This window comes from Alkalibacterium gilvum, from assembly GCF_900109085.1.
Classification (GTDB): Bacteria; Bacillota; Bacilli; order Lactobacillales; family Carnobacteriaceae_A; genus Alkalibacterium; species Alkalibacterium gilvum.
In genome coordinates this window covers 16,109-36,038 of sequence record NZ_FNYW01000020.1, presented here as the reverse complement: position 1 = coordinate 36,038, position 19,930 = coordinate 16,109, and the positions used below count along the sequence as shown (strand labels likewise).

At 37.0% G+C, this 19,930-nt stretch carries 17 protein-coding genes; 10 read left to right on the top strand and 7 right to left on the bottom strand.

Annotation, left to right across the window (positions count from 1 at the left end; genetic code table 11):
* From BMX83_RS06295 to trpS, 5 genes are all read left to right on the top strand, one after another.
* A partial coding sequence (locus BMX83_RS06295; RefSeq protein WP_177170522.1) for a transposase occupies nucleotides 1-223 on the top strand: 223 nt, incomplete at its 5' end.
* Nucleotides 224-496: 273 nt separating this feature from the next.
* Complete coding sequence (locus BMX83_RS06290; RefSeq protein ID WP_091634854.1) at nucleotides 497-1,141, top strand: HD domain-containing protein; 645 nt, start codon at nucleotides 497-499, stop codon at nucleotides 1,139-1,141.
* A 168-nt stretch (nucleotides 1,142-1,309) separates the two neighbouring features.
* Nucleotides 1,310-2,098: an ABC transporter ATP-binding protein gene (locus tag BMX83_RS06285; RefSeq protein ID WP_091634851.1), complete on the top strand. Its 789-nt coding sequence runs from the start codon at nucleotides 1,310-1,312 to the stop codon at nucleotides 2,096-2,098.
* Nucleotides 2,088-3,752, top strand: coding sequence for a hypothetical protein (locus BMX83_RS06280; RefSeq protein ID WP_091634849.1), 1,665 nt, complete (start codon nucleotides 2,088-2,090; stop codon nucleotides 3,750-3,752). Before BMX83_RS06285 ends, BMX83_RS06280 begins: the two co-directional genes overlap by 11 nt.
* A gap of 97 nt (nucleotides 3,753-3,849) precedes the next feature.
* The gene (gene trpS / locus BMX83_RS06275; protein ID WP_091634846.1) at nucleotides 3,850-4,863 is read left to right on the top strand and encodes a tryptophan--tRNA ligase; all 1,014 of its coding nucleotides are present in this window, start codon (nucleotides 3,850-3,852) and stop codon (nucleotides 4,861-4,863) included.
* Between the two features lie 285 nt (nucleotides 4,864-5,148).
* Here trpS and BMX83_RS06270 read toward each other — a convergent pair whose 3' ends face one another.
* From BMX83_RS06270 to BMX83_RS06240, 7 genes are all read right to left on the bottom strand, one after another.
* Nucleotides 5,149-6,750, bottom strand: coding sequence for a SulP family inorganic anion transporter (locus BMX83_RS06270; protein WP_091634844.1), 1,602 nt, complete (start codon nucleotides 6,748-6,750; stop codon nucleotides 5,149-5,151).
* A gap of 371 nt (nucleotides 6,751-7,121) precedes the next feature.
* Nucleotides 7,122-8,366 carry a glutamate-5-semialdehyde dehydrogenase gene (locus BMX83_RS06265; RefSeq protein WP_091634841.1) on the bottom strand — a complete coding sequence of 415 codons (1,245 nt, stop codon included), beginning with the start codon at nucleotides 8,364-8,366 and terminating at the stop codon, nucleotides 7,122-7,124.
* Entirely contained in the window at nucleotides 8,367-9,197 is an 831-nt protein-coding gene (gene proB / locus BMX83_RS06260) for a glutamate 5-kinase (RefSeq protein ID WP_091634838.1), read from the bottom strand.
* A 151-nt stretch (nucleotides 9,198-9,348) separates the two neighbouring features.
* Nucleotides 9,349-10,551, bottom strand: a complete 1,203-nt coding sequence (locus BMX83_RS06255) for a hypothetical protein (protein ID WP_091634835.1) — start codon at nucleotides 10,549-10,551, stop codon at nucleotides 9,349-9,351.
* 13 nt (nucleotides 10,552-10,564) lie between these two features.
* Nucleotides 10,565-11,410 carry a hypothetical protein gene (locus BMX83_RS06250; RefSeq protein WP_091634832.1) on the bottom strand — a complete coding sequence of 282 codons (846 nt, stop codon included), beginning with the start codon at nucleotides 11,408-11,410 and terminating at the stop codon, nucleotides 10,565-10,567.
* The gene (locus tag BMX83_RS06245; protein WP_091634829.1) at nucleotides 11,407-12,096 is read right to left on the bottom strand and encodes an ATP-binding cassette domain-containing protein; all 690 of its coding nucleotides are present in this window, start codon (nucleotides 12,094-12,096) and stop codon (nucleotides 11,407-11,409) included. The genes BMX83_RS06250 and BMX83_RS06245 overlap by 4 nt, the downstream gene beginning before the upstream one ends.
* Complete coding sequence (locus tag BMX83_RS06240) at nucleotides 12,093-12,473, bottom strand: GntR family transcriptional regulator (protein WP_177170521.1); 381 nt, start codon at nucleotides 12,471-12,473, stop codon at nucleotides 12,093-12,095. The genes BMX83_RS06245 and BMX83_RS06240 overlap by 4 nt, the downstream gene beginning before the upstream one ends.
* Before the next feature lie 717 nt (nucleotides 12,474-13,190).
* Here BMX83_RS06240 and BMX83_RS06235 point away from each other — a divergent pair.
* The 5 genes from BMX83_RS06235 (at nucleotide 13,191) to BMX83_RS06215 (ending at nucleotide 19,804) form a co-directional block, all read left to right on the top strand.
* Complete coding sequence (locus tag BMX83_RS06235) at nucleotides 13,191-14,381, top strand: carboxylate--amine ligase (RefSeq protein ID WP_091634826.1); 1,191 nt, start codon at nucleotides 13,191-13,193, stop codon at nucleotides 14,379-14,381.
* A 58-nt stretch (nucleotides 14,382-14,439) separates the two neighbouring features.
* Complete coding sequence (locus tag BMX83_RS06230) at nucleotides 14,440-16,005, top strand: Mur ligase family protein (RefSeq protein WP_091634823.1); 1,566 nt, start codon at nucleotides 14,440-14,442, stop codon at nucleotides 16,003-16,005.
* Nucleotides 16,006-16,043: 38 nt separating this feature from the next.
* Nucleotides 16,044-16,742 (top strand): cysteate racemase, encoded by a 699-nt coding sequence (gene cuyB / locus BMX83_RS06225; RefSeq protein WP_091634820.1) that lies wholly within the window; start codon nucleotides 16,044-16,046, stop codon nucleotides 16,740-16,742.
* Between the two features lie 131 nt (nucleotides 16,743-16,873).
* The gene (locus BMX83_RS06220; protein ID WP_091634817.1) at nucleotides 16,874-17,302 is read left to right on the top strand and encodes a CopY/TcrY family copper transport repressor; all 429 of its coding nucleotides are present in this window, start codon (nucleotides 16,874-16,876) and stop codon (nucleotides 17,300-17,302) included.
* 15 nt (nucleotides 17,303-17,317) lie between these two features.
* Nucleotides 17,318-19,804, top strand: a complete 2,487-nt coding sequence (locus BMX83_RS06215) for a heavy metal translocating P-type ATPase (protein WP_091634815.1) — start codon at nucleotides 17,318-17,320, stop codon at nucleotides 19,802-19,804.
* Nucleotides 19,805-19,930 lie beyond the last annotated feature (126 nt).

Sequence of the window (19,930 nt, the reverse complement as noted above, 5' to 3'; positions counted from 1 at the left end):
AGATGCCTTCCAATATATTGTTGCAGGGCAAGGTCATAATCGCTTAAAAAGCACGAATCTTCTTGAACGTTTAAATCAAGAAGTTCGACGACGAGAAAAAGTGATCCGAATTTTTCCCAATCATGCATCAGCGAATCGATTAATCGGTGCTGTTTTAATGGATAAGAGTGAAGAATGGCTCAGTTCCACAAGAAAATATATTTCGAATCATTCGATTAATTAAAAAAAGTTGTATTTTTATCGGACCGATTAGGTCTGAATATAAGATTTTTCTGTTAATAAAATCAGCTCAAAGAGTTGGTTAAGAAAGGTAAAAGCATTGTATAGTATTTTACACAAGATTATGGACTTGACTGAGTATTCGCTCTTGAAAGTTAGATTCTCCTATTAACTTTTGAGGGTGAATGCTCTTTTATAATTTTGTTCAATATATTAAAAATTTAGAACCAGTATTTAAAGTATGGTAAAGTGATAATAAAGAAAAAAGGGGATAATTATGTATAATCAAACAATTATTGATGAGACAAAGCAAATGGTACGTAGTAAACTGTTAAATGAAGGGTCAGGGCATGATTGGTATCATATCGAGCGAGTATGGAAAACAGCTCTTAATTTAGCTGAAAAGGAAAAAGCGAATCGATTTATCGTGGAACTTGCAGCCCTTTTACATGACTTAATTGATGATAAGATTGTTTCGAATAAAAATGAAGCTGTAAAAGAAGTGCTTTACTGGCTTGAAGGTGCAGGCGTTTCTTCCTCAGATAGCGAAAAGATACTGGAAATCATAGAAAATATTTCCTTTAAAGGTGGGAATAACAAAAGACTGCATACGATTGAAGCGCAAGTTGTGCAAGATGCTGACCGCCTAGATGCTATAGGAGCTATAGGAATTGCACGTTGTTTCGCCTATGCCGGTAGTAAAGGGACGCCAATTTTTGATCCAGAAGTGTCTGTTAGAGAAACAATGACAGAAGAAGAATACCGTAAAGGGAAATCGAGTGCTGTGCATCATTTTTATGAAAAGTTATTTAAATTAAAAGACTTGATGAATACGAAAGCTGCAAGAGAGGTTGCAGAAGAACGTCATAAATTTATGGAGGATTACCTGACGCAATTCTTTAATGAATGGGAAGGTCAGTAAACAAACCTGTCACGTTAGTAATGACGTGACAGGTTTGTTTTGGCTAGCAGTATAGTGAGTTTTTTTAAGTACTAGTATGGGAAACTAGTATTGCTTGTTTTTTAGTGATAATCATATAATCTTAGGATGTATGATAAAATTTAATGGAAAGATTTAGAGGAGGATTATATGGAACCAATTGTGGAATTGATTGATGTTATTAAAACATTCGATGGCAGGGAAGTACTTAAAGGAATAAATTTTTCGGTTATGCCCGGAGAAATTATTGGCTACATAGGTCCAAATGGAGCAGGCAAGAGTACAACAGTTAAAATTTTACTAGGCATGTTGAAAAAAGATTCAGGAACTATTCGAATATTTAATCAAACGCTTGACGAGAAGGATGAAACATATAAATCACGTATTGGATACGTACCAGAAAACGCGGAACTATATGAAACGTTGACAGCCAAAGAATACTTACTCTTTGTTGGAGAACTGTACGGGATGAAAGAGAAAGAAATCATTAGAAAAGCCGTTCTAATGATGGATGCATTAGGAATTAAAGAATCCTTTCACGGACGCTTGTCTGGATTTTCAAAAGGAATGCGGCAGAAAGTACTTATTATCTCTAGCCTGATTCACGATCCAGATATCTTGTTCTGGGATGAACCGTTGAGCGGCTTGGATGCAAACAGTGTGCAGATAATTAAAGAGCTTTTGGCTAAATTGAAAGACGAAGGTAAGACCATATTCTACTCTTCTCATGTTATGGATACGGTAGAGAAATTGAGTGACCGTATTTTGATCCTTCATGGTGGAGAAGTTGTTGCGGATGGCCCTTTCAATGAATTGAAAAAAGAAGCAGCGGGCACACTTGAAGAACTCTTCAATACCTTGACTGGTTTTGATGAACACGAAGCACTCGCAGATCAGTTACTCAAAGGTATTAAAGGGGAATTTACCCATGATGCGTAACGGCTTAGATAAAGAAATGTATGAATCAACGCCAATTTACCTTAAACTCATTGATAAACTAGCCCCTTTTTATACAAAAATTGGTGTCGATTACGGACAGATGCGAACCATACTTGAAACGAAAATGATTATGGATAGCCGTAGAGATCCTGTTATACAAGGCATGAGCAGCAACGAGGATGAACGGGAAGATAAGAACCACTTTTTTAGAAGTCTATGGGTCTATGCGCTGGTTAGTGTATTTATGCTATTTTTATTTGTCTATGATAATTGGGTCTTTCAGTATACAACCTACTTCAGTTATTTATTTATTATGGTATTCTTTACAATGTTGGCCAATTTTTCAACTATTTTACTTGATACAAAAGATGCTGATCTAATAGGTTCTAAACCTGTCTCGCAAAAGACTATCGGGGCAGCAAAAGCAACGCATATAAGTATTTACCTGATTTCGTTTACATTTGCAGTGGGTCTCGTTATCATACTGTCAACCTTTTATTTTAATGGAATCCTTGCTGGGATTTTACTCATTATTTTAACTCTTCTTGCCTCGCTATGGACGTTGGGATTAACTATTATTCTTTATGCAACAGTCTTAAAACATTTTGATGGCGAACGACTTAAGAATATTATTGCTTACAGTCAAATCAGCGTTTCCATATTTATGGTTGCAGGATATTATCTGATGGGGCAAATATTTGAAATTATTGACCCGTCAACATTTTTAGTGGAAATGGATTTGTCACTCGGTCATGCATTGCTCTTTCCCATGTGGTTTGTTGCGCCATTTGGGCTGCTTCAAGAAGGCTTTAAAATGGTGTATGTGATTTATACACTGTTCTTGTTTTTGGGCACGATCGGCATTGGTATTCTTTATTATATAAACAGTGATAAAATTGATAGAAATCTTCAGAAAATGAATAAAACTAAAATGAGAGTATCAGAACGTTCGCTTTTGGAAAATGGCACGGAAAAGTTATTATGTTTATCCTCTTTGGAAAAAGCCTATTACCACTTTACTTGGCAATTAACAAAAAATGAACGTGAATTCAAAACCCGCCTCTATCCATCTATAGCTAGTGCGCTAGTTTTTCCACTATTTATCTTTTTCACTACTCTAAGGGGAGGGCAATCCATTACTAGTCAAAACACGTTAACATTTTCATACTTGCCTTATTTTACGATGCTTTCGATACCCATGATTGCTGTTGTTACACAATTCTCAGTGAATCATAAGGGAAGTTGGATATTTGAACTTAGCCCGGGACGAGCAAAAGGACCCTTTTTAAGGGCAGTTACAAAAGTAATGCTTGTTAAAATATTGTTACCGATGTATAGCTTTATTAGTCTTTTAATTTTAGTATTGATGGGATTTGCACAGAGTGTTCATTTGTTGAATGGCTTTTTACTAATGAGTGTCATTCTTTACTTTGAAATGAAGCGATCAGTCAAAACTTTACCCTTTACTAGGAAATATGCGGCCTCTGAAGCAAACCAAGGTTGTTTGTCCGGTTTGATTTTCTTTGTGCCAGTATTTATCGTTTCTATAAGCATGATCGTGTTACAAACTTTTATTCCATATGCAGAATGGGGCGTTTTGCTTCTTCTGATTTCTATAAATATTTGGTGGATAAAAAAAGGATTTGATGAATAAAGGTGGACTCTTGCAAGAAAAGGATTTTCTGCTTTTTTTCCTCCTATAATTAAGATACAATAAAGACAATTAGATTTTTAAGAGGAGATTATTAAATATGGAACGAATTATTTTAACAGGGGATCGCCCAACCGGAAAGCTACACCTTGGGCACTATGTTGGATCACTTCAAAATCGTGTGAAATTACAAGAAGATCCCGACAATAAAATTTTTGTTATGATAGCAGATCAGCAAGCATTAACGGATAACGCAAAAAATCCTGAAAAAGTTCAGCAAAACTTAGTTGAAGTCGCTTTGGATTATTTAGCAGTAGGCCTGGATCCTAAGAGAACAACTTTTTTTGTCCAGTCTCAGATACCTCAACTTCCTGAACTGACAATGTATTATCTTAATTTAGTCACTGTTGCTCGTTTGCAGCGTAATCCTACCGTGAAATCGGAAATTTTGGAAAAAGGATTCAATGAAAGTATTCCTGCTGGCTTTTTCATGTATCCAGTGAGTCAGGCAGCTGATATTACTGCATTTAAAGCAACTCATGTTCCTGTAGGCGAGGACCAAAAGCCTATGCTTGAACAGACGCGAGAAATAGCCCGTGACTTTAATCGCACGTATGGTCAAGATGTGCTTGTTGAACCGGATATTATTTTACCACCAAAAGGTCAGGGACGACTTGCTGGTATTGATGGTAGAGGTAAGATGAGTAAGTCGCTGAACAACGGTATTTATCTTGCGGATAGTGCAGAAGAGATAGAAAAGAAAGTCATGAAAATGTATACAGATCCGAACCATGTTCGCGTTGAAGATCCAGGACAAGTGGAAGGCAATGTTGTCTTTACTTATTTGGATGTTTTCGATGATGATAAAGAGAAAGTTCAGGAACTAAAAGATCAGTACCGTCAAGGTGGTCTAGGTGATGTGAAAATTAAGCGTTATTTGAATGACGTTCTACAAGCTAAGCTCAAGCCAATTCGTGAACGCCGTGAAATGTTTGCCCAAGACAGAGAAGCGGTGCTTGATATTTTGAAAGAAGGTAGTCTTAAAGCCGAAGCTGTTGCGGCGCAAACACTAGTTGAAGTCAAAGAAACGATGGGTATTAATTATTTTAACTAGGTAAAAAAACTGTAGTGAACGAATAGTAAAACAAACTGCTTATAAAAAAGCACGTAGGATACGGCCCCAAGGAGTCTAAAGCGACAAACTCTTTGGGGCTTTTTGTATGGGTAGATATTCTATGGTTTTAAAGTAAGAGATGTAAAGAAACAGCGAAAATAGTTGAATATGGGGAATGAGAAAAGATTTGTAAATGAAAAAAACGGGCTGGTTTGAGTCCAGTAAACTACTGAACTTAAACCAGCCCGTTGGCTATAGAATATTCAACTCTATTTTTAGTGGAGTTTAAACATAAGGAAATTCGATTAGGTTGGTATCCGCATCATCAATATGAACGGAGGCTAGTACATCAGCGTTGCGGAATAGTTTCTTACAATCATCGCTGAGTCGGACTATTTTAAATGTTTTACCTTGTTCTGCGTAGCGCTTCGTGATAGAACTAATGGCTTCTACTGCTGAATAATCAGAGACTTTAGCATATTTCAGATCCAATACAACGGTGTCTGGATCATTTTCAAAGTCGAAGATATCTTTGAAATTCAATACAGAGCCAAAGAATATTGTGCCGTTGATTTTGTACATCTTTTCACCGGAATCTGTTTCTTCAACATTGGCGTAAATAACTTTACCTTTTTCCCAGGCAAAGATTAAAGCTGAGACGATAACGCCGACAATAACAGCTGTAGCTAAATCAGCAAAAATAGTAATTAGAGAAACAATGACGATAACTAAGATATCCTGTGTGGGGACTTTATTCTTATAGCGCAAGCTTTCCCACTTAAATGTTCCGACAACGACCATAAACATAACACCGACTAAACCAGCTAGAGGAATAACATTGATAAATGCTGATCCAAACATGATGAAAAACATTAAAGCTGATGCTGCCACTAGACCTGATATACGACTTCTTCCACCAGATTTGATATTAATAATGGATTGACCAATCATGGCATCTCCGCCCATACCACCAAAAAAGCCATTAACTAAGTTTGCTATACCCTGAGCCATAATTTCTTTGTTGGTACGGCCACGCGTGTTAGTCATTTCATCAATAACTTGTAGTGTTAAGACAGCTTCGGCCAAACCAACGAGACCACCGATAATGGCGTAAGGGAAAATAATACGCAGTGTTTCTAAATTGATGGGCACCATAGGTAGATGGAAACGAGGGAATCCACCGCTGATTTCCATACCGGCAAAGTCTTGTACGTTTTGTAAGTGAATACCGAAACGATTCAAAACAACTGCAATAATTGTCATAATAATAATGGCTATTAAGCTAGATGGGATTGCCTTGGTATATTTAGGTACAAAGTGAATAATTAGCATGGTAAATACAACAAAAGCTAACATGAGTGCAATTTGAGGGCCGGGCAACCAAACGGACTGTGTGACTTTTGAACCGTTAACGATAGATGTTTGATTAACTTTGAATAGATCCCACTGTGAGAGGAAAATAACAATCGACAGACCATTTAAGAAACCGAGCATCACAGGATAAGGAATAATACGTGCGTATTTTCCGAGTTTTAAAACTCCAATGAGAATTTGGAATATTCCCATCAAAACGACAGTAGCGAACAAATACTCTAGACCGTGTACAGCAATGAGTGAAGCGAACACAACAGAAATAGCAGCAGTTGATGAACTAATCATTCCCGGGCGACCTGAGAAAGTTGCAGCGATAAAGCCGATCATGACAGCTGTCTGTAAACTCAATATAGGGCTGACTCCAGCGACGAAAGCGAACGCGATAGATTCAGGAATTAAAGCTAAAGCGACGGTTAGACCCGAAAGAAAGTCATCTTTCAGTAATTTTTTGTTTTCAATTAGTTTATGTATGGGATTAAATGGCATAATTTTTTTATCTTTGATAAATTGCATATTACCCGCTCCTTTTTTTATATATTCCCGTAAACTTACACAAGAAAATAGCATACCATTTTTTGAGTAAAATAGCTATATGAAATGTTGATGTGACAACGTTTTTATGAAAATAACGCTTACATATTTAGAGTAAATACTTTCATTCTGTCACATTTTACAGTTTAACGTTCCTTTACATAGAGTGTAAGTGTAAAAAAATTTAGCCCATTACTATCGGCGTGAATAAGTACAAGATAAATCTAGTTAGCGCGTATTAGTTGTGTAGTGGCGGATAGTGGGGTTTTTAAAACAATCATTTGAATAAACTAAAAGAGGTTGAGACAAAAACATCCCAACCTCTTTCTTGATATTTAATTAGATGGTCTGAATTAGACTGTTTGTCCTTCACCGAAAACAATGTATTTTGAAGAGGTTAATTCTGGGAGCCCCATAGGCCCTCTAGCGTGTAATTTCTGTGTACTAATACCAATTTCTGCACCGAAGCCAAATTCAAAGCCGTCGGTGAATCGTGTAGAGGCATTAACGTAAACAGCTGCAGAATCCACTTCACGGTGGAAGCGCTGGCCAGTAAAGTAATCATTCGTTACAATCGCTTCCGAGTGGCCTGTGCTGTATTGATTGATGTGACTCATTGCCGCATCTAGGGAATCAACAACTTTAACGGCCAGAATATAATCGAGATATTCTGTTTCCCAATCCTCTTCAGTTGCGGGAGTGAAGGTTGTCAGATGCTCTCCAGCTGCTTCATCAGCGCGCAACTCAACATTCCATTCATTCAGAGCTTTTTCAAGTACTGGTAAGTACTCCTCAGCCACATCCTTATGAATCAGTAAAGTCTCGGCGGCATTGCAGACAGAGGGGCGGTCTGTTTTAGCGTTGACAATGATATCTTTAGCCATTTCAAGTTGAGCCGATTGGTCGATATATACATGGCAGTTACCCGTTCCGGTTTCAATGACAGGAACTGTGGCATTTTCAACGACTGCCTTAATAAGAGTGGCTCCACCACGCGGAATGAGCACGTCTAGGTAGCGATTTAATTTCATCATCTCATTTGCTGATTCGCGTGAGGTATCTTCGACAAGTTGAATGGCTGTTTCAGGCAGTCTGCCTTTACTTAAAGACTTACGCAGACTGTCTACGATAGCTAGATTGGAGTGAAAGGCTGCTTTACCACCACGTAAAATAACAACATTCCCTGATTTAAAACACAATCCGGCAGCATCGGAGGTAACATTCGGGCGCGCTTCATAAATGATACCAATGACACCTAGTGGAACCGACTGCTTTCCAATCTTCAGGCCCGATTCATTTGTCCACATACTATCTACGATTCCAATAGGGTCCGGCAGCTTAGCGATATCCGCTAGGCCCTGAGACATGGACTCAATTCGTTCTGTTGTTAAAGTTAAGCGATCCATTAAGGAGTCTGAAATACCATTTTTTTCAGCATTTTTAATGTCTTTTTTATTTGCTTCTATAATGCTATCTGAATCCTCAAGCAACCCTCGACTCATAGAAAGCAACGCATCATTTTTTTCTTTAGAAGAAGCTTGAGCGAGTTGGCGCTCTACTTGCTTCGCCTTTTTACCAAGTGTTAGTAATGATTCCATTTACTTGTCTCCTTTCACCAGACTCTCTGAAAATAAAGTTCCTACATCTTCACCATTTAAAATATTAAATAAATTATTTATATTTGAACCGTTAGCTAAAACCATACTTTTACCGGCGCTTAAAACAATTTTTGCTGCATTTAATTTTGTAATCATTCCACCAGTACCAAATTTTGAAGTAGAATCCTGGGCTAATTCAAGAATATCATCTGAAATATTGCTGATAAGATCAAATCGCTTTGCGTCCGAATATTTCATAGGATTTTTATCATAAAAGCCATCAATATCTGACAACATAATTAATAAATCAGCTTCTGTTAATTCTAAAACGATGGCGGACAAAGTATCATTGTCGCCAAAGCGCGTCAAATGGTCAAGCTCTTCAACAGATACGGTGTCATTCTCGTTAACAATCGGCACAACATGTTTATGAAGAAGTTGCTCAAAGGTATTGACTGCATTTTTTCGACTAACTGGAAAGTCTGTCACATCTTTTGTTAAAAGAACCTGTCCAATTTGATGTCCATAGTGGTAAAAGAATTTACTGTATAAACGCATCAATTCTGTTTGACCAATAGCTGCAATAGCTTGTTGCTCAGGGATTGTCACAGGACGTTCTGTTAAATTCATACGGGACAAACCGACACCGATAGCCCCTGACGAAACGAGGATGACTTCTTTTCCCTGATTTTTTAAATCACTTAAAACAAAGGAGAGTTTTTCTACTTGTTGTAAATTGATGGCGCCATTTTGATACATAATTGTGCTGGTACCTATCTTGATAACGATACGCTTACTGTCTTTTATCTTTTGTCTGGTCTCTTTAGTCATACATCATCATTCTTTCTATATAATAAATCATTCTTTAAGATAGCAACTTTTTATAGTATAACAAGTTGTATCTTTGATTACCAGAATAACTCGGTGAGGTAAAAACAAAGAAAAACCCCTCTCTTTTAAATAATAGAGAGGGGAAAGGAAATTAATTTGCCATGGGATTTAATCGGTATTCAATAATATCGATAAAGGGGGATTCTTCATTATTTGAATCTTTTTGTTCGATGGTTCCGCTGAATAGAATTTCTTGTGTTCTGATATCTGTAACTTTGAATAATGGTCGATTCATATCCTCAGGGTACTCATACGTATAAAGCTTTCCATTTAAAATAGTCATATTTTGATTAAAGTGGTTGTAACCAAGGGCATCATTACTTGTATCAGAAGGTGAGAGTTCAAACTTTCCGAGCAAAGTCATGTTCTGATTATCATCCTTTAGCTCATAAATTCCCATGTTGTCCTTAGCCACCTTACCAACGTAAAGTTTGTCATTATCCGTAAATAAACGCATGTTTTCTTCTGTACTCGGGATTGAAATAACTTCTTTTTCCTTGATGTCATAGGCGTAATATCCCGTAACTTCCTCAGTGTAGGTATACATTGAATCCATATTCTCTCTTGCAGTCTGTAGCGTAATATAACGTTCAGTTTGATCAAATGGTTTCCCAATATATAGCGAGTCATCGCTTCCAATTTCTCTAGTTAAATTGACTTCTTCAGTTAAACGATCTTCAGGATTCTCTACATCGAAGGTATAAACCACGTTATTCAATTTATCAGAGCGGGAGTGAGTGCGGACTAAAAGAGTGACTGACGGGTAATCAACATAAATAGCACGTATTTCATTATAAGAAGAGTCGTTCTCAAGTTGGACAGAGAATGTTTCTTCTTCTTCTGTTTCTTTATTTAAAGCAGCAAGGGTAACTTCATTTTGATTGCCTCCTTCAAAGAAGACATCGCTTTGTAAGCCAGCGTATAAAATATACTGATCTGTTTCCGCAAATTGATTCGCTTGTCGACTCTTTCCACGCATAAATGAACGATAGTTTGAAATAAGATGATCTGTAAATGGATTGATATTGGAGTCTAATTGTTTAAAGAACGATTCATCTTCTAAATATGACAGGCTGCCATTGTTCAATTTAAGAGTCGAAGGATAGTTTCCAGCACTATAATGTGATAAAAACCCATAAGCTTGAACGGGCTCTATCAATTCGGGCTTACCCTGAGAGGTGACAATCTTAAGTTCAGGCTGTTTGCCGCTTGCTTGAGCTTTATACAGTCCAAAACCAGTCAAGGTTATCGCAATAAAAAGAATTATACTTGATAGTTTAATATATTTACTCATTGTACCATCCTTTCTAGACAGTTATTTTGTTGTTAATTAAGTAACGACTCGTAAAGAGCGAACTGATACTTACAATGATCATCAATACTACTTCAATAATTACTAATTCCGAACCGTAGATCAGATAGTTATTATTAAAGATATCTGATAAGAATAAGGGGAAAAGAACAATAGCTAAGGCAACCATAGCATAACCTATTCCGAATAAGATGCCTTTAGAAGCAAAGCTCCTTTCCATTAAAATGAGCGTAAACATTACAAGTAACACCGTTGCTCCAACGATCAGAATTAAAAAATAGTTAGGTTCTAAAGGGAATAGGATAAGGAAAAGTGGGTGCATATACATACTCTCTATTAAACCTAAACTAGAAAAATATGTGCTATCTACAATAGCTGAAACAATAGGATATCCTATAAATAAAGAAACGATTTGTGTTGAAATAAGTGTGAAAATACCGATAAATATCACGATAAATTTAGAAAAGAAAAGAGTCATTCTTGATACAGGAAGCATAAGTAAGCGATATGCAAAAGTGTTTTTTCCAAACCATTCCCTATACCAGATAAAGATAGAGTAAAAGAGTAGGCCACTGACACCTATGGCTATAGGGGCAACAATCCATAAACTCATTGTAACGTCGTAGAAAGATAAAGTACCCAAGGAGTTGAGCACCTCTTCCGTTGTTGCTGAGCTTTCAATTGTAAATTTATTTATTTTATCCATAAACTTCATAGGGATATAAATATAGCCAACGAGATTAGCTAAAACGGTTAATCCCATCAAAGTGAATAAGAATTTAGATAAGCGTGACAGCTCAAAATTTGTGAGTTTCAATAAGGGGCTTAGTGATTTTTTCATCCGTTATAAACCTCCCTCATGACATCTACAACTGATTTTCCTTCAGTTTCTCGCATTTCCTCTGCGTTGAATTCTTTGTATATTTTACCGTTATCAAGCAAGACAACCTTGTCAATAAGGTGTTCAATATCCATAATTTCGTGAGTAGTAATGAGAACACCACGATCTTCAACTAAACGGCTGCTAAATACATCTGTTATTTGTTCCCGTGTGAAAATATCAATACCGGAAAAAGGTTCATCCATTAAGATATAATCGACGTCTAAAGCTAAGCCCATCAGTAAATTAACTTTAGCTTGATTTCCTTTTGATAATTCAGATATTGTATCAGATATGTTCAATCTGAAGAAGCGCACGATTTCTTTAGCGCGCTTGCTATTCCAAGTGCTGTAATAATCTTTCATGAAATCCATTGCTTCATGCACAGTCATACTCGGCAACATAATAGCTACATCTGGAATAAAAGCCACTTTATTATATAAATTTGCATGCATTTTCTTCCCATCTATTGTAATATCGCCTTTATTGATAGGAGTAAGATTCATGATGGCGTTTAAAATGGTTGTTTTACCCACACCATTAACACCGACGAGGCAAGTAATTTCGCTTTTATTAGCTGTGAAAGAAATGCCATCAAGCACTTTTTTACGACCAAAACGCTTGTGTACATTTTTAAGTTCAATCATTTGTCATCCTTCTTTCTTGTTTTCATTTTCTCTTCCAGAAGAGGAACAAGTTCATTTAACGATATATCAAGAGGCTGTATAGCTGAGATAAATGTAGTCATGGCTTGCTTTAACCATTCATTTTTCAATTGTTCAAGGACAACAGGGTCTTCTGTTATACGACTTGGTCGATTAGGCTCTGTATGGATCAAGCGCTGTTCCTCCATTTCGCTGTACGCCCTTTGAACAGTATTGGGATTTATTTTTAGTTCGTTAGCGAGTTGTCTTCGTGAAGGCATTTCTTCACCGGGGAGAAGCTCCCCTGAAACAATCAAACGTTTAAAATAGTGCATGACCTGAAGATAGATAGGGTCTCTTTTGTTAAAGGATACAGTCAAATGATTCAGTCCTTTCTTAATGTGGCTTGAATAAAAGTGTGTTAAAAGGTTAGTACACTACAAACGAAAAAGTGTATGGCTTGTTTAGTACACTTCATAATTGTATTATATACATGATACAGATGAGGTGTCAACCCCGGAATGTAATAAAGTTTAAATAGCATAAGCCATTGGGATTGAACACCGCTTTGATAGCAACCTAACAGTAACGTATTTTTATTTATGAAAGCAAAGAGAAATAGAAAATCATAGGTAAGCTAACTGATGAAAATAACTATTCAACAAATCAGAGAGAAAGATTTTTTTGCTTTTTTTTGAAAGAAGTCTAGAATGTAGACATAGCTTACAAGACTCTTTAAAATAGAAATAGCAGACAAGACATATATAGAAAATCAACCTATCCGATTCAAGCGTTTCTTGAAGAATAAGTCTTGTGATTAAGGTATAATGAAAGAATGGGTAATTAGGTTGAATGATGCCTATGCTATTGACTTTTTAGCTAGTTCTAGTAACGTAATAAATAGAAAAAAATCTAAAAAAAGGTGCATTATTTATTTTAAATATATTAAATAATAAAAAAGAATGGTATTATTCAGGATTTGAATAGAGTGGATGAAAAGAGTATCACGTTTCAATGAGAAATCAGGAAAATACTTAAACGCTTAGCACATCATGTATGAAAAGCTAAGCATAGTACTGGAGAGAGTGAGTGAACAAATGGAAACGAAACATAAAGCCGTCGTTTTAGGAAATAATTATTATATTGGGTTAAGCATTATAAGAAGCCTCGGTAAAGAGGGCATTCCTGTAGCTGTTGTAGATTATCAGGAGGAAGGTGCCTACGCTAGACACTCAAAATATGTCACTGAAAAGCTGATAGGCCCTCATTATAGTAAAGAGCCGGAGAAGTTAAAAGATTTTCTTATTGGATATGCTAAGAATCAAGAGCATAAACCAGTACTTTATCCGACAGCCGATCCGTATGTCTTATTTATTGATAAATATCTAGATGAGTTAAAAGAATACTATCTAATTAATCAAACAGAACAAGGTTTCTGGAGTGATTTAATCGACAAGGATAAACTATATGTTTTAGCACAACAACACAATATTCTTGTGCCCAAAACAATTCAGGTAAAAGATCAAACTATTATCCAGGAAGTTGAACAAGAATTAGGGTACCCGTGTATTATAAAGCCATCGGATTCTTCAACGTTCGTATCGACTTTTAGAAAAAAACTTTTTAAAGTATCTAATCGTGAGGAATTAGAAGAGGGCTTAAGAAAAACAAAAGAGGCTGATATCGAAGTGGTTGTTCAGCAGTTAGTTCAAGGGTTCGATGACCATATGTATACCTTTGATGCTTATTTAGATCAAAACTCAAACGTAACTCACTGGTTAACGGCCCAAAAAGAACGCCAGTATCCTATTAATTTTGGAGCATCCGTGTATATTAAACAAAAATATGTCCCTGCCCTTCATGAAATAGGCGCACCTTTTCTTGAAGCAATTGGCTACAAAGGATTCGCTGAAATAGAATTTAAAAAGGATGAAAAAACAGGCGAATACTACTTGATTGAAATCAATGTGCGTACAACAAATTTCAATCAAATGCTGACAGAACTCGGCTTTAACATGCCACTATTAGCATATAAAGAATTGACTGGACAGGAGATAGGGCAGGATAGTTTGAAAGAAACAACAAACTTGGCCTTCCATTATATGTATGAAGACTTGCATGCCTCGCGTGCTTATGTGAAATCAGGTCAGCTTAAATGGAAGACTATCTTGAAAACGTACACTGAAAAAAGAATTGGCTCAATCTGGTCTTTTGATGATCCCAAGCCAGGGCTTCATTATGTTGGAGGACTCGCAGATAAAGTCCGACAAAAGTTAATCAAAAGATAAAAATATAAGACATTCTTCTTTCGCCGAGAGAAGAAATTAAAAGAGAGGAAACGAACATATGCAATTATCTGAGCTGCTGGAAGCAATAAAAATATTAGAAGTAAAAAATGAAAAAGATGTTGAAATTAAAACCATCACGTATCACTCAAAGGATACAGAAAAGGATTCCTTATTTGTATGCATCAAAGGTTATCAAACAGATGGGCATCAATATGCACAAAACGCTGTTGATAATGGGGCTATTGCTTTAGTTGTTGAAGAATTTCTTCCAAATATAGATGTACCACAATATAAGGTGGAAGATAGTCGAAAAGCTCTTGCAGCGATTGCTGATAAGTATTATGATCACCCGTCCAAAGAAATGACGATGATTGGTATCACAGCAACCAATGGTAAAACGTCAACGTCTTTCATGACAAATGCGATTTTAGAAGAGCATAAGCTTAAAACAGGATTACTTGGTACCGTGATGGTGAAATTTGGAGAGACACTTGTTCCTAGTGTATTAACGACACCAGAATCGCTAGACTTACATGGTTATTTCAATGATATGCGCAAAGAAAATATTTCACATGTAACGATGGAAGTATCCTCATCTGCACTGGAGCTCAGTCGAGTAGGAAATGTTTCCTTTGACATTGTTGCTTTAAATAATATCAGTCGTGAGCACATCGATTTGCATGGATCGTTTGAAGAGTACTTTGATGCAAAAGCAAGTTTGATCAGAAAAGCCAGACCGGACCAATTTGCTGTATTGAACCTTGATGATTCCTTTTCTCGTTCATTAATCGATGAAACGGATGCATCTGTTGTGACATATGGCATTGAAGACGCATCAGGTCATCTTCAATGTAAAGATGTTGACTTGTCTACTGGACGAGGAAACTTCACTGTGGAAATAAACAAACCATTTAAAACAATTAATGGCGATACAATTGAAAAGACACGTTTCAAAGTAAGTTTATCAGTCGCAGGTTATCATTCTGTATACAATTCAATGGCTGCAATTACTATCGGCTTAATCAGTGGTGTAGATATTGAAACAATTCAATCCGGAATTGAGCGTTTCAAAGGTGTGGAACGCCGTTTCCAGTTTATATATGAGAATGACTTCAAGATTGTTGATGACCACTTTGCAAATGCAGGGAATATAGAGGTTACGCTTGAAACACTAACAAAAATGGATTACAAAAAATTGCATATTGTATACGCGATAAGGGGTAATCGAGGGGTTACCACAAACCGAGAGAATGCACAGACGCTTGCTAAGTGGGTTCCTGAATTAGGTATAAAGAAAGTCATCGTATCGCTAAGTGAATCGCATGTCATTGACAAAGATGATGTCTTACCAGAAGAGATGGCTGCATTCAGAGAAGAAATGGATAAAGTCGGTGTGGAAATTGAATTGCATAAAGAAATGCCTGACGCTCTTGAATCAAGTTTAGATCAGGTGGAAACTGGGGATGTTATTCTGATTGGCGGAGCACAGGGGATGGATTTTGGTGCAAAATATATCTTAAATCAATTAGTAGAAAAACGTCCTGATTTGAATGCTAAAGAGGTATTGAAACCACTTGACGAACGTGTTGCGGGAATTGATGAAACATTTTTGAAAAATCAGTGATGTAACATTGTTTATACAAAATACGAGGAGGAACCACTATGAATAAGCAGAATAAAGTTATTGGTATTCTGGGAGGGATGGGACCTGAAGCAACGGCAAGCTTTTATATGAAGGTCATTAAAGAGACGAAAGTGACGAATGACCAAGATCATTTTCGTACAATTATTGATAGTAATCCCCAAATACCTGATCGAACAGAAGCTATTCTTTACAAGGGTCCTTCTCCTGTACCTGAATTAATAAAAACAGCTGAAAATTTAAAAAAAGCGGGAGCCACGGTAGCGGTTATGCCATGTATTACTGCTCATTATTTCTATAAGGATATAGCAAATGCAGTTGATATGCCTATACACCATGTACTTGAAGGCTTAAATAACTATATAAAAGAAGTTTATCCAAGGGTGAAGAAAATTGGTGTCTTATCAACTTCCGCAACGAAAGAAACGGGGCTTTTTCAGCGCTATCTCGAAGATAAAGAAATACTATACCCAAACGAATCAGATCAAAAAAATAAGGTGATGCAGGCTATCTATGGAGATAATGGTATAAAGCAAGGCAATACCGGTAGTGAACCCAAACAGATGCTGCTTGAGGTGGCCAATCGCTTAATAAAAGAAGAATATTGTGATATGATAATCGGTGGCTGTACGGAAGTTGAATTAGTATTGGAAGCTCAAGATATGTCTGTTCCTTTTATTGACCCTATGCGTGTGGCAGCAAGGGATCTGGCGCGTTAAAAAAATAAGTAAACGGACCTGTTCTTTTCTATAAAAAGAGAAAGAACAGGTTTTTATTGACAATTATCGATTACAATTGTAAACTTAATGAAAGAATAATAAAAAAATGTGTAAATTAAGGAGCGTATCCAATGCAAGAGAATCAGATTTCTCCTTCAGAATGGGAGATCATGCGCGTTGTCTGGACAAACCACCCAATCTCAAGTAGAGAAATAAATGACATCTTGAAAGAAAAGAAAGAATGGAAGTTGACGACTACAAAGACATTGATTGGGCGACTAGTCAAGAAAGGGATGCTTTCGACAGAAAAACAGGGCAGGAAATTTGAATATAGCCCATTAGTTACTGAGAAAGAAAGTATCGATGAATCGATAGATGATTTACTTGATCAAATGTGTAATACAAAAGTAGGACGAAGTATTGAGACAATTTTAGAAAAAAGAACGCTAAGTAAAACAGAGTTAGAACAATTGTCAGAGTTAATTAAAAAGAAAAAAGAAACAGCACCTAATAAAATATACTGTACATGCACACCTGGACAATGTGGATGTGTTGTTTAGAAAGGAAAATAAGTGGTGGAAAATAAAACATATTCTATTGAAGGTATGACATGTGCTTCATGTGCCTCTACGGTAGAAAAAACAGCAAGTAAATTAGCAGGTGTTTCTGAAGCATCTATTAATTTAGCTTCAGAAAAGCTCAGTATCAAAGTTGAGTCAGGTATTTTTGATCCAAAAGAACTTGAAAGACAAATCGATGCAGCGGGTTATAAAGTTGTTATGCCTCAATATGTTACCAAAATCTTTGAGGTCTCTGGGATGTCCTGTGCCTCTTGTTCGGCAACGGTAGAAAAAACGGCGTCACAACTCAAAGGCATGGAAAAGGCGTCCGTAAATCTAGCTTCAGAAAAACTTTCTGTAACATATAATCCATTGGAACTGTCAATCAGAGAATTGATGGATGCTGTTTCAAATTCAGGGTATAGTCTGGTACCTCAAGAAGAGGAACAGGTAACGGCTGCAGAACCCGCAGAACAAAAGAAAACATCAAAAGAAGAAATGTATAAAAAGCGAACAATACTGTCTGCACTTTTCACCATACCTTTGTTAATTATTTCTATGGGGCCTATGGTAGGGCTACAGTTGCCTGCAATAATAGATCATGTAAAGAACCCGGGGAATCATGCCTTGCTACAATTAGCCTTGACGATTCCTGTCGTCTGGTCGGGCAAACCTTATTTTGAACAAGGTTTTAAAACATTATTCAAAGGTCACCCTAATATGAATTCATTGATTGCCCTGGGAACAACTGCCGCATTTGTTTATAGTCTGGCAGTTACCTTTGTCACTCTTTTCGTAAATGCCGATGCTACTATGTTGTTATATTACGAGACATCTGCAGTGATTCTGGCTTTCCATACGTTGGGGAAATATTTAGAAGAGCGATCAAAAGGACGTATGTCAGAAGCCATACAAAAGCTAATGAATTTAGCTCCAAAGAAGGCTCGTGTTGTTCATGATGGCCAGGAAGAAGAAATACCCATAGAGAAAGTTTCTCCAGGTGATGTTATAAGGGTACGTCCAGGTGAGAAGATGCCAGTCGATGGTATCCTTGTAAAGGGACATACAGCAGTGGATGAATCCATGCTCACTGGTGAAAGTATGCCAGTTTCCAAAGAGATGGGCGATGCAATCATCGGAGCAAGTATGAATAAAAACGGTTCGATTGATTACCGGGCAACGAAAGTCGGAAAAGACACAACACTTTCTCAAATAATAAAACTTGTAGAAGATGCCCAAGGCTCTAAAGCGCCGATTGCGAAACTAGCTGACATCATTACCGGCTATTTTGTACCGATTGTTATAGGGCTTTCGGTCATTTCAAGTATCATTTGGCTCGTTGCAGGTCAAAGTTTTATCTTTGCTCTAACGATTCTGATTTCAGTCTTAGTTATTGCCTGCCCTTGTGCCTTGGGACTGGCTACACCGACAGCTATTATGGTAGGTACAGGTAAAGGTGCAGAGTATGGAGTATTGATAAAAAGTGGAGATGCGCTTGAAACTATTCATGACATTGATACAATCATTTTTGATAAAACAGGAACATTGACTGAAGGGAAACCTTCTGTAACAGATATTGTCCTTCGCGAGGAGTGTCTATTTGACGAGCAAGCGCTAATCCAACTAGCGGCCTCTGCTGAAAAGGGAAGTGAACATCCATTGGGAGAAGCGATTGTCACACAAGCTGAAACGGATGGATTAAGATTAACAGAACTCTCTCGTTTTGAAGCGATTCCTGGACAAGGTTTACTTGCCCAAGTGGATGGGCATACGCTTTACTTTGGTAACAAGAAATTAATGACGGAACAGCGTTTTGCTATAGATGGGCTGGAAGAAAAAGCTAATCACTTAGCCGATCAAGGGAAAACACCGATGTATTTGGCCGTTGATGGTATTATTGAAGGGGTCATTGCTGTTGCTGATACATTGAAGGAAAATAGCATCAAAACAATTGAAGCTTTGCATAACCAAGGTATCGAGATTGCAATGATTACAGGAGACAACACAAGAACAGCGAATGCCATTGCAAGAGAAATAAATATCGATTATGTCCTGAGTGATGTGTTGCCTCAAGACAAAGCATACGAAGTTAAAAAATTGCAGGATGGGCATAAGAAAGTTGTGATGGTTGGTGACGGAATCAACGATGCACCAGCACTCGCTCAAGCGGATGTCGGTATGGCTATTGGATCTGGAACAGACATAGCTGTGGAATCAGCTGATGTTGTCCTGATGCGAAGCGATATTAAAGAAGTGCTGACAGCGATTGAATTAAGTAAAGATACATTGAAAAATATCAAGCAGAATTTATTCTGGGCCTTTGCTTATAATGTGGTTGGTATTCCTGTTGCGATGGGCGCCTTGTATTTGTTTGGAGGACCGCTACTAAACCCAGCCTTTGCAGCAGCAGCAATGAGTTTCAGCTCAGTATCCGTCCTTTTAAACGCCTTACGATTGAAAAATTTTGAACCAACGCTAGCTGAAACTGTAAGTAAGAAATAAGACTTTAACAAATAGAAAAAAAGAGATATCACACAGCTTATTCTGTATGATATCTCTTTTTTCTAATGGTATTGTAATAGTACTCATAATTATATTATAATAGTAGAATGAAGAGGAGGAGTTTTA